General features: G+C 38.8%; 7 protein-coding genes. 6 read left to right on the top strand and 1 reads right to left on the bottom strand.

From position 1 onward, the window contains the following. Window positions 1-19 precede the first annotated feature (19 nt). On the bottom strand, window positions 20-1,504 hold the full coding sequence (locus tag ACLNCV_RS08845) for a DUF1846 domain-containing protein (protein WP_125454949.1): 1,485 nt from the start codon (window positions 1,502-1,504) through the stop codon (window positions 20-22). Window positions 1,505-1,656: 152 nt separating this feature from the next. On the opposite strand from ACLNCV_RS08845, the gene ACLNCV_RS08840 reads away from it, so the two are divergent. From ACLNCV_RS08840 to ACLNCV_RS08815, 6 genes are all read left to right on the top strand, one after another. Then, complete coding sequence (locus ACLNCV_RS08840) at window positions 1,657-3,267, top strand: glycoside hydrolase family 13 protein (protein ID WP_084923646.1); 1,611 nt, start codon at window positions 1,657-1,659, stop codon at window positions 3,265-3,267. 166 nt (window positions 3,268-3,433) lie between these two features. Further along, window positions 3,434-5,401, top strand: coding sequence for a peptide ABC transporter substrate-binding protein (locus ACLNCV_RS08835; RefSeq protein WP_049544886.1), 1,968 nt, complete (start codon window positions 3,434-3,436; stop codon window positions 5,399-5,401). Between the two features lie 226 nt (window positions 5,402-5,627). Next, window positions 5,628-7,586, top strand: coding sequence for a peptide ABC transporter substrate-binding protein (locus ACLNCV_RS08830; protein WP_049544887.1), 1,959 nt, complete (start codon window positions 5,628-5,630; stop codon window positions 7,584-7,586). 189 nt (window positions 7,587-7,775) lie between these two features. Beyond that, window positions 7,776-9,221, top strand: a complete 1,446-nt coding sequence (cpsA, locus tag ACLNCV_RS08825; RefSeq protein ID WP_084930230.1) for an LCP family glycopolymer transferase CpsA — start codon at window positions 7,776-7,778, stop codon at window positions 9,219-9,221. 205 nt (window positions 9,222-9,426) lie between these two features. Continuing rightward, a complete protein-coding gene (gene glf, locus ACLNCV_RS08820) occupies window positions 9,427-10,530 on the top strand; it encodes a UDP-galactopyranose mutase (protein WP_261126331.1) in 1,104 nt (367 codons plus the stop codon). Window positions 10,531-10,730: 200 nt separating this feature from the next. Next, complete coding sequence (locus ACLNCV_RS08815; protein ID WP_229294504.1) at window positions 10,731-12,710, top strand: peptide ABC transporter substrate-binding protein; 1,980 nt, start codon at window positions 10,731-10,733, stop codon at window positions 12,708-12,710. The last annotated feature ends 34 nt before the right edge of the window (window positions 12,711-12,744 follow it).

The raw sequence follows: 12,744 nt of genomic DNA, 5'->3' as shown, positions 1-12,744 counted from the left end.
AGTGGAGAGGTTGAAATCTTTATTTACGATACAAGCGGTCGTATTGGTAGTAAGGGTCAAAGGTTACATTGATACCCAATTTGCGAAGGACATTCTTGTCTTCATCGGTTAAGATGATGGTTGAGTGGGCTTCGCTTCCTTTGAGGTTGCCAAGTTCTTCCATAGCACGAGCAGCATCAGGATTTTCTGTAGCTGTGATAGCAAGTGCAATCAAAATTTCATTTGAATGCAGGCGTGGATTGCGACTTCCAAGGTGATCAATTTTAAGACCTTGAATCGGTTTGACAACTTCAGGTTCGATTAGTTTCACTTCTTTAGCAATATCAGCTGATTTCTTGATAGCGTTGATCAAGGCAGCGGCTGTAGGGCCAAAGAGTTCTGAGTTCTTACCTGTGACGATTTCACCAGTTGGCAATTCAAGGGCTAGGGCTGGTCCACCAGTTTCTTCTGCTTTTTGACGCGCAACGACAGCAACCTTACGGTCTGCAGGTGTGATACCGAGGTCGTTCATGAGCAACTCAATTTTCTTGACAGCTGCTTCGCCAACTTTTTCGGCTTTAAAATCAAGAACAGTTTGATAGTAGCGGCGGATGATTTCTTGTTTAGAAGCTTCGACAGCAGCTTCATCATCTGTAATAGCGAAACCAACCATGTTGACACCCATATCTGTCGGAGAAGCGTATGGAGATTTACCGAGGATACGTTCTAACATGCGCTTGAGCACTGGGAAGATTTCGATATCACGGTTGTAGTTGACAGTGGTTTCTCCATAGGTTTGGAGATGGAAGGGGTCAATCATGTTGACATCATCAAGGTCTGCTGTAGCAGCCTCGTAGGCCAAGTTGACTGGGTGATGAAGGGGAAGATTCCAAACTGGGAAGGTTTCAAATTTAGCGTAGCCAGACTTGATACCATTGATTTGGTCGTGGTACATATTTGACATACAAGTTGCCAATTTTCCAGAACCAGGTCCAGGAGCGGTTACGACGATCAAGTTGCGACTAGTTTTGATGTAGTCATTTTTTCCCATGCCTTCTGGAGAAATGATGTGATCCATATCCGTCGGATATCCTTTGATTGGATAATGAAGATAAGAATCAATTCCGTTTTTCTCGAGTTGATTGCGGAAGGCATCTGCAGCGGGTTGGCCAGCGTACTGTGTAATGACCACTGAGCCGACAAAAATTCCCAATTCATTGAATTTATCAATCAAACGAAGAACTTCTTGGTCATAAGAAATGCCCAAGTCACCACGTGCTTTGGAATGCTCGATATTACTTGCATTAATAGCAATCACGACCTCAACCTGCTCTTTCAATTCTTGCAAGAGCTTGATTTTATTGTCAGGTTCATAACCAGGAAGGACACGAGCGGCGTGGAAATCTTCTAACATTTTGCCACCAAACTCCAAGTAGAGCTTGCCGTCAAATTGGTTAATGCGCTCCAAAATGTGGTCGCGTTGTAGATTCAAATATTGTTCAGAACTAAAAGCTTGTTTTTTCATTTTTTTACCTCTGACCTCTATTATAATAAAAAATTGGCAGTTAGGAAACTATGGAGTTAAAAAAGGAATCAAAAAGATTAGGCAAACGCTTGCACAAAACTCTGAAAAGCGCTATCATAGACTATAGATTATTAAAATAATGAGGTAAGAAGATGCAAGAAAAATGGTGGCACAACGCCGTAGTCTATCAAGTTTATCCTAAGAGCTTTATGGATAGCAACGGAGATGGAATTGGCGATTTGCCAGGTATTACCAGTAAGTTAGACTATCTAGCTAAGTTAGGAATTACAGCGATTTGGCTTTCTCCAGTTTATGACAGTCCTATGGATGATAATGGCTATGATATTGCTGATTATCAAGCGATTGCGGCTATTTTCGGGACCATGGAGGATATGGACCAACTGATCGCGGAAGCTAAGAAACGTGATATTCGTATCATCATGGACTTAGTGGTCAATCATACTTCAGATGAGCATGCTTGGTTTGTCGAGGCCTGTGAAAATCCTGATAGTCCTGAACGAGACTACTATATCTGGCGGGATGAACCCAACGATTTGGAGTCTATCTTTAGTGGGTCTGCTTGGGAGTACGATGAAAAGTCAGGTCAGTACTATCTCCACTTTTTCAGCAAGAAGCAACCTGATCTCAACTGGGAAAATGAAAAACTTCGTCAGAAAATTTATGAGATGATGAATTTCTGGATTGATAAAGGCATTGGTGGTTTCCGCATGGATGTCATTGACATGATTGGGAAAATTCCTGACGAGAAAGTAGTCAATAATGGTCCTATGCTCCACCCTTATCTCAAGGAGATGAATCAGGCGACCTTTGGAGATAAGAATCTCTTGACAGTAGGGGAGACTTGGGGAGCAACGCCTGAGATTGCTAAGTTCTACTCAGATCCAAAGGGACAAGAATTGTCTATGGTCTTCCAGTTTGAACATATCGGTCTTCAGTATCAGGAAGGTCAGCCTAAATGGCACTATCAAAAAGAGCTGAATATCGCTAAGTTGAAAGAGATTTTCAATAAATGGCAGACAGAATTAGGAGTTGAGGATGGCTGGAATTCGCTCTTCTGGAACAATCATGACCTTCCTCGTATCGTATCAATCTGGGGAAATGACCAAGAATACCGCGAAAAATCTGCCAAAGCCTTTGTAATCTTACTTCACCTCATGAAAGGAACACCTTATATCTACCAAGGTGAGGAAATTGGGATGACAAATTATCCGTTTGAAACGCTGGATCAAGTAGAAGATATTGAATCCCTCAACTATGCGCGTGAAGCTCTTGAAAAAGGTGTTCCGATGGAAGAAATCATGGACAGTATCCGTGTCATTGGTCGTGACAATGCCCGTACCCCTATGCAATGGGACGAGAGCAAAAATGCTGGTTTCTCAACAGGTCAACCTTGGTTGGCAGTGAATCCAAACTATCAAGCAATCAACGTTCAAGTGGCGCTGGCAAATCCAGATTCTATTTTCTATACCTATCAGAAACTGGTCCAAATACGTAAGGAGAATAGCTGGCTGATTCGAGCTAACTTTGAACTCTTGGAAACAACTGACAAGGTCTTTGCCTATATCCGTAAAGATGGGGACCGTCGTTTTCTAGTTGTGGCTAACTTGTCCAATGAAGAGCAAGACTTGACCGTAGAAGGAAACGTCAAATCGGTCTTGATTGAAAACACCGTGGCTCAGGAAGTCTTTGAAAAACAAATCTTAGCTCCATGGGATGCTTTCTGTGTGGAAATGACTGACTAAAAAGTGAGAACCTCAAGCTTATAGAGTTTGAGGTTTTGCTAAAAGTTTTTTAGAGAATTCTTTTAAATAGATTTTTTAGAATTTTCTAAAAAATCTGTCAAAAGCTCTTGCTTTTATAATAAAATAGGGTATAATAGTGAAAATACTATTTTGAAGGAGATTATTTATGCAATCGAAAAAGTGGCTCTTAGGAGCGGGAGTGACCTTGAGTGCGGCCCTTCTTTTGGCAGCTTGTGGTAAAAGTGATAAGAAAGCAGATGCCCCGAGGAGCTTTTCTTATGTTTATGCAGTGGATCCGTCTTCCTTGGATTATAGCGTTACGAGTAAAAGTTCTACTTCTGACGTGATTGGTAATGTTGTTGATGGTCTTTTAGAGAATGATAAATATGGGAATCTTGTTCCGTCTTTAGCAGAGGATTGGACTGTTTCAACCGATGGTTTGACTTACACTTACAAACTTCGTAAGGGGGTGAAGTGGTATACTTCTGAAGGAGAGGAGTATGCAGAAGTTAAGGCGCAGGATTTTGTTACAGGTCTGAAGCATGCAGCAGATGCTAAGTCAGATGGTCTTTCTTTGATTGAAAAATCAATCAAAGGTTTGGAGGCTTATGTTAGTGGTGAGACCAATGATTTTTCAACTGTAGGTGTTAAAGCTCTTGATGATTATACGGTAGAATATACCCTTAATAAACCAGAAAGTTTTTGGAACTCTAAAGTAACAACAGCAACCATGCTCCCTGTAAATGAAGAATTTTTGAATGCAACAGGCAAGGATTACGGAGCGCCAACCCCATCAAGTATTCTTTACAATGGTCCATATTTTTTGAAATCTTTGATTTCTAAATCTGTGATTGAATATGAAAAAAATCCTAACTATTGGGATAAGGAAAATGTCAAGATTGATAATGTAAAATTAACATTCTATGACGGATCAGATCAAGAATCCCTTATCCGTAGTTTCGCTACAGGAGCATATAATACAGCGAGACTTTTCCCAAATAGTTCAAGTTTTGCTTCTACCAAAGAGAAATATGGAGATCAGATTATTTATAGCCCTCAGGAAGCAACTAGTTATTACTTTACTTTTAACGTAAATCGTCAATCATATAATAAAACAGCCAAGACAGATGAAGGACAAAAGCTTTCTACAAAAGAAGCCATGCTGAATAAAAATTTCCGTCAAGCAATTAATTTTGCCTTCAATCGCCACGCCTATACAGCTCAATTAAACGGTGAAGAGGGTGCGGATAAGATTATTCGTAATAGTCTAGTGCCAGATAATTACGTTCAAGTAGCTGGGAAGACCTTCGGACAGTTGGCTCAGGATGAACTACTGAAATATGGAGAACAGTGGAAAGATGTGACTCTCACAGATGGTAAGGATACAATTTACAATCCAACAAAGGCCAAGTCTGCATTTGAAAAAGCGAAGTCAGAATTGCAAGCTAAGGGAGTGAGTTTCCCGATTCATCTAGATGTGCCAGTAGAACAGACAGATGTAGTTGCGGTGCAACAAACCAATTCGCTAAAACAATCAATTGAAGAAACGCTTGGAACGGAGAATGTGATTATAGATGTTCTTCAAATGACAGATAATGAGAAGGAAAGTATTACTTCTCAAGCTAAAGTTCCAACCCAAAAAGATTATGATTTGAACGGAACAGGTTGGGGACCAGATTACCAAGATCCAGCAACCTATCTCAATATTTTAGATGCTAAGAAGGGTTCTGCCTTGAAACATCTAGGTATAACAAAGGGCAAGGATCCTGAAGTTGTGGCAAAAGTTGGCTTGGATGAATACAAGAAGCTCTTGGATGATGCGGCTTCTGAGACAAGTAATCTTGATAAACGATACGAAAAGTATGCTAAAGCACAGGCTTGGGTTACTGATAGTTCACTTCTTATTCCAGTTGCTTCTTCAGGGGGCTCTCCTATGGTTAGTCGTACTGTTCCATTTACCAAAGCTTATTCACAGGTCGGTATTAAGGGGGATCCATTTATTTTTAAAGGAATGGAACTTCAAAATGATATTGTGACAACTAAAGAGTATGATGCGGCCTTCAAAAAGTGGCAAAAGGAAAAACTGGAATCGAATGCTCAGTATCAAAAGGATTTAGAAAAGCACATAAAATAACGTGAATGAGATTCTTGCTTTCGTTAGGTTATCAGTTAATTCATTGATATTTAAATGATAAATCGCATAAAAACAAGGGAGGACTGTATGAAAGACAGAAATCCTTTGTTTTTTTATGACTAAAGTTTATAAACTTTCATTCTAGAAATTCAATTAACTTTACAAATTCCCACTATTTTGGTAAAATAAACCTATGTTATAAAAACTAACATAAAGGAGAAAGAAGATGACTACAAAAAAGCGTATCCTTAGTGCAGGTCTGACTGTTGCAGCTGCCTTGCTGTTAACTGCTTGCGGACAATCAGGTTCAGATACAAAAACTTACTCATCAACCTTTAGTGGAAACCCAACTACATTTAACTACTTATTAGACTACTACGCTGATAATACAGCTATTATTACTAACCTAGTTGATGGTTTGCTTGAAAATGACAACCACGGAAACCTAGTTCCATCTTTGGCAGAGGACTGGTCTGTTTCAAGCGACGGTCTGACTTATACCTATAAACTGAGAAAAGATGCCAAATGGTTTACGGCTGACGGTGAAGAGTATGCCCCAGTCAAGGCACAAGATTTTGTGACAGGTATCAAATACGCAGTGGATAATAAATCCCAGGCCATTGACTTGATTCAAAACTCAATCAAGGGCTTGAATGATTATATTACAGGAGCGGATTCTGACTTTTCTAAGGTTGGAGTGAAAGCCATTGATGACCATACTGTTGAGTATACTTTGGCGCGCCCAGAACCTTACTGGAACTCAAAAACAACCAACAGTATTCTTTTCCCAGTGAATGAAGAGTTTCTAAACTCAAAAGGGAAAGATTTTGGTACCCTATCTCCAGATAGCATTCTCTACAGCGGACCTTATTTGTTAAAAGATTTCACATCAAAATCATCGATCGAGTATGTGAAAAATCCGCATTATTATGATCATGACAAAGTATCGATTGAACACGTAAAATTGGCCTATTTTGATGGTTCAGACCAAGAATTGACCATCCGTAACTTTGAAAGTGGAGCTTATTCAATCGCAGGTGTTTATCCAAATAGTTCTAACTTTGCTAAGACCAAGGAGAAATATAAGGATAATATCGTCTATAGCTTGCAGGACAAGACTTCTTGGTATTTCAATTTTAACGTCAACCGTAAGGCCTACAATCACACTGCTAAAACAACAGATGAGCAGAAGAAGTCAACTGAGACAGCTGTTTTGAACAAGAACTTCCGCCAAGCGGTGAACTTTGCCTTGGACCGCACAGCCTATTCTGCTCAGTCAAATGGGGAAGAAGCGGCTAGCAAGACCCTTCGTAACACCCTAGTACCTCCTACATTTGTCCAAGTTGGAGACAAGACTTTTGGAGAAGTAGTCGCTTCTAAATTGGTCAACTATGGCACAGAATGGTCAGGTATTAACTTGGCAGATGCTCAGGATGCCTATTTTAACAAAGAAAAAGCCCAAGCAAAATTTGCGGAAGCTAAAAAAGAATTGGCAAGTCAAGGTGTGACTTTCCCTATTCACTTGGATGTAGCTGTTGATCAAACAAGTAAAAATGCTGTGACAGGCATGAACTCAGTTAAGCAGACCCTTGAGTCAGTTTTAGGTGCTGATAACATTGTCATTGATGTTCAGCAACTTTCAACAGATGATTTTAATAACGTAGCCTTCTTAGCACCAACACCAGCTGATCGAGACTATGATTTGAGCTTTGATGGTTGGGTAGGTGACTATCAGGATCCATCAACTTATCTCAATCCTTTCAATGCAGAGGATGGATTCTACCTCAAAATTTTTGGTCTAGATGCTCAAGAAGATAAAGCTAAGATTGCTAGCTTGGGGCTTGATACTTACACCAAGATGCTCAAAGATGCAGATAGTGAAAATAAAGATGTAGCAAAACGCTATGAAAAATATGCTGAAGCACAGGCTTGGATGATTGACAATTCTCTGATTATGTCAGCCATGTCAAGTGGTGGAACAGCATCTGTAACCAAAGTAACGCCATTTACAAGAGGGTACTCAATGGTCGGTATCAAGGGTGATGGCAATAACTACAAGTATATGAAACTGCAAAAAGATACTGTGACAATCAAACAGTTTGAAGAAGCTAAGACTAAATGGGAGCAAGAAAGTAAAAAAGCAATCGAAAAAGCTCAAAAAGAAGCAGAAAATCATGTCAAATAGATGAGCGAGGTTCCGTAAGGGACCTTGTTTTGATGTTTATATAGTAAATTTATTGATGTAATTGGTTGCAAGTCAAAAAGAATGTTTCGGAAAGAAGATTAAAATGCCTTACCTAAGCGGATTTACCCCGCAAGTGTATTTTTTTATGATATAATAAAATGAAATAAAAATTGATAATAGAGGTATATCGTGAGTAGATCTTCGAAGCGAGCTCGTAAGGGTAAAACAAAAATATTGATTAGTTGGGGGTTGCTAGCTATCTATGCATTACTAGCAGTCTTTTTATTGTTTTTGATTTTCAAGTACAATATGCTAGCCTTCCGATATCTCAATATAGTGGTTGCTGTCTTAATTGTAGCCTTAGCCATCTTGTGCTTCTTTTTAATTCGGTCCAAGAAAGCTAAAAATCTAACGCTGATTTTATTACTGCTTGGTGTGTTAATCAATGGAACTTCTCTCTTTGCTGTAGGGCAGTTCATTGGATTTACCAGTCGCCTGAATGCGACATCGAACTACTCACATTATTCGATGAGTATTGCGGTATTAGCAGATAGTTCAATTGATAATATCAGTCAGGTAACCAGTGTAACGGGGCCGACTGGGACGGATAAGGATAATATCCAACAGTTGATGAATGATCTTAAGGCTAGTCAAAATAAGGAATTGACAGTCGAAGAAAGCAGATCCTATCTTGCGGCCTATAAGAGCTTGTTAGCTGGCGATACAAAGGCAATCATTCTAAACAGTGTCTTTGAAAACATTATCGAATCAGAATATCCTGACTATGCTTCAAAAATTAAGAAAATCTATACCAAAGAATTAACCAAGACGGTTGAAACTCCAAAAGATGTCAAGGGTGACAGTTTCAATGTTTATATCAGTGGAATTGATACTTACGGTCCAATCAGTTCGGTTTCTCGTTCGGATGTCAATATCATTATGACAGTGAATCGCGAAACGAAAAAGATTCTTTTGACAACGACTCCTCGTGATTCCTATGTTCCAATTGCAGATGGTGGTAACAACCAAAAAGATAAGTTGACCCATGCGGGGATTTATGGAGTAGATGCTTCCATTCATACACTGGAAAATCTCTACGGTATTGACTTGAACTATTACGCTCGTTTGAATTTCACTTCTTTCTTGAAATTGATAGATCTTCTTGGTGGAGTTGATGTCTATAATGATCAAGAGTTTACCGCTCATACAAATGGGAAGTTCTATCCTGTAGGGAAGGTTCATCTTGATTCGGAGCAAGCTCTTGGCTTTGTGCGTGAGCGCTATTCTTTGGCAGATGGAGATCGGGATCGTGGCCGTAACCAGCAAAAGGTCATTGTTGCAATTCTGCAAAAATTAACCTCTACGGAAGCTTTGAAAAATTATGACAGTATTATAAAAGGGCTGCAAGATTCGATTCAAACCAATATGCCACTTGAAACCATGATGAACCTGGTTAATGCCCAACTTGAGAGTGGTGGAACTTATAAGATCAATTCGCAAGATCTTAAAGGAACAGGGCGTATGGATTTACCATCCTATGCCATGCCTGAGAGTAGCCTCTACATGATGGAAATTAGTGACAGCAGTTTAGAGTCAGTCAAGGCTGCAATCAATGATGTGATGGAAGGGAAATAAGACAAAATGATTGATATTCATTCGCATATCGTATTTGGTGTGGATGATGGTCCAAAATCTAAGCAAAAAGCAAGATTCTTTTGACAGAAATCTATGGATAAGAAGTACGGATTTAAGATGTAAAATATGCAATTGTATCATCTATTAAAGCAATCAATCTTGTACAATTGCTACAACAGTTTGTTAAAAAATAAAGGAGCTTAAAATGTACGATTATCTAATCGTTGGTGCTGGTCTTTTTGGCGCGGTTTTTGCCCATGAAGCAGCCTTAAAAGGAAAAAAAGTAAAAGTCATTGAAAAACGAAATCATATCGCGGGTAATATCTATACTCGTGAAGAGGAAGGAATTCGAGTTCATCAATATGGTGCTCATATTTTCCATACTTCTGATAAGGAGATTTGGGATTATGTAAATCAGTTTGCAGAATTTAACCGTTATACAAATTCTCCTGTCGCAAATTATAAGGGAGAGATTTATAATCTTCCATTTAATATGAATACTTTCAATAAACTCTGGGGAGTTGTAACGCCAGCAGAAGCACAAGCCAAGATTGATGAGCAACGTGCTGTTTTAAATGGTAAAACTCCAGAAAATTTGGAAGAACAGGCGATCTCTCTTGTAGGTACAGATATCTACGAAAAATTAATCAAAGATTATACAGAGAAACAGTGGGGCAAGCCAACTACGGAACTTCCAGCCTTTATCATTCGCCGTTTGCCAGTACGCCTGACCTATGATAACAACTATTTTAACGATACCTATCAAGGAATTCCAATTGGTGGTTACACTCAAATAGTTGAAAAAATGTTGGATCATGAAAACATTGATGTAGAAACAAATGTTGATTTCTTTGCCAATAAAGAACAATATATGAAGAACTTCCCTAAAATTGTCTTTACTGGTATGATTGATGAATTCTTCGACTATAAGTTGGGTGAACTAGAGTACCGTAGTCTTCGTTTTGAAAACGAGACCTTGGATATGGAGAATTACCAAGGAAATGCAGTTGTGAACTATACAGATGCAGAAACTCCATATACACGTATTATTGAACACAAACATTTTGAGTTTGGGAATCAAGAAAAGACTATCGTTACTAAGGAACATTCTAAAACATGGGAAAAAGGTGATGAGCCTTATTATCCAGTTAATAATGATCGTAATAATCATTTGTATAAATCATATAAAAAATTGGCTGATGAGCAAGGGAATGTTATCTTTGGTGGTCGTTTAGGACACTATCGTTATTACGATATGCACCAAGTAATTGGAGCAGCTTTACAGTGTGTAAGAAATGAGTTAGATTAAACACCTAGAACTATTACCAGTTGCTATTTAGAAATGTGATTGATAATTCCTTGACTACCTAATGTAGTTGAGGTATTTTTGATATTATTCATATTTTTGCAAACCTATTGTTTAAAAAATAATTTTCAAAAATTCAGAAAATTGTATTGACAGGACTCAAAAAAGGGGCTATAATGAATAAAAAAACAAAGGAGAAGACTATGAAAACAAGGAAAGTATTGGCTTTTGCGGGAGTAACTTTATTAGCAGCAGGTGTCTTAGCGGCTTGCTCGGGTGGTTCTGCTACTAAAGGTGAGCAGACCTTTGCATTTACATACGAGACACATCCAGATAATCTCAACTATTTGACAACTGGTAAGGCAGCAACTGCCGACATTACTAGTAATGTGATTGATGGATTGCTTGAAAATGATAAATACGGGAACCTTATTCCCTCAATGGCAGAGGACTGGTCAGTTTCTAAGGATGGCTTGACTTATACTTATAAGATTCGTCAGGATGCCAAGTGGTATACATCTGAGGGAGAAGAGTATGCTCCTGTTAAGGCTCAAGACTTTGTGACAGGTCTTAAATATGCAACAGATAAGAAAGCAGAAGCCCTTTACTTGGTACAAGATTCAATCAAAGGTCTGGATGCTTATGCTAAAGGGGAAATTAAAGATTTTTCTCAAGTCGGGATTAAAGCCCTTGATGATCAAACAGTCCAATACACGTTGAACAAACCTGAAAGTTTTTGGAACTCAAAAACAACCATGGGTGTGCTTGCGCCAGTTAATGAAGAGTTTTTGAACTCAAAAGGGGATGATTTTGCCAAAGCTACGGATCCAAGTAGTATCTTGTACAATGGTCCTTATTTGTTGAAATCTATTGTGACCAAATCTTCTGTTGAATTTGCGAAAAATCCGAACTACTGGGATAAGGATAATGTGCATATTGACAAGATCAAATTGTCATTCTGGGATGGTCAAGATACTAGTAAACCTGCAGAAAACTTTAAAGATGGTAGCCTTACAGCAGCTCGTCTCTATCCAACAAGTGCAAGTTTTGCAGAACTTGAAAAAGAGCTGAAAGACAATATTGTCTATACTCAACAAGACTCTGTTACGTATCTAGTTGGTACAAATATTGACCGCCAATCTTATAAATACACATCTAAGACCAGCGACGAACAAAAGACATCTACTAAAAAAGCTCTCTTAAACAAGGATTTCCGCCAAGCTATTGCCTTTGGTTTTGACCGTACAGCTTATGCCTCTCAGCTGAATGGAGAAACTGGAGCAAGCAAAATCTTGCGCAATCTCTTTGTTCCACCAACATTTGTTCAAGCAGATGGGAAAAACTTTGGCGATATGGTCAAAGAAAAATTGGTGACTTATGGGGATGAATGGAAGGATGTTAATCTGGCCGATGCCCAAGATGGTCTCTATAATCCAGAAAAAGCCAAGGCTGAATTTGCTAAAGCTAAATCAGCCTTACAAGCAGAAGGAGTCCAATTCCCAATTCACCTAGATATGCCTGTTGACCAAACAGCAACTACAAAAGTTCAGCGCGTGCAATCTATGAAACAATCCTTGGAAGCGACTTTAGGAACTGATAATGTCATTATTGATATTCAACAACTACAAAAAGATGAAGTAAACAATATTACATATTTTGCTGAAAATGCTGCTGGAGAAGACTGGGATTTATCAGATAATGTCGGTTGGGGTCCAGACTTTGCCGATCCATCAACTTACCTTGATATCATCAAACCATCTGTAGGAGAAAGTACTAAAACATATTTAGGGTTTGACTCAGGTAAAGATAATGTAGCTGCTAAAAAAGTAGGTCTATATGACTACGAAAAATTGGTTACAGAAGCTGGTGATGAGGCTACAGATGTTTCTAAACGATATGATAAATACGCTGCAGCCCAAGCTTGGTTGACAGATAGCGCTTTGATTATTCCAACTACATCTCGTACAGGACGTCCAATCTTGTCTAAGATGGTACCATTTACAATACCATTTGCATTGTCAGGAAATAAAGGTACAAGTGAGCCACTCTTGTACAAATACCTTGAACTTCAAGACAAGGCAGTCACAGCAGATGAATATCAAAAAGCTCAAGATAAATGGATGAAAGAAAAAGAAGAATCCAATAAAAAAGCGCAAGAAGAGCTCGCAAAACATGTGAAATAAGATAAAAAGAAGTTAGTTATTCGCTAACTTCTTT

It is taken from the genome of Streptococcus sp. CL5.50 (assembly GCF_049738015.1).
Lineage (GTDB): Bacteria > Bacillota > Bacilli > Lactobacillales > Streptococcaceae > Streptococcus > Streptococcus mitis_CA.
Note: the sequence above shows the minus strand (reverse complement) of the source record. Positions and strands in the feature narration are given on the sequence as shown.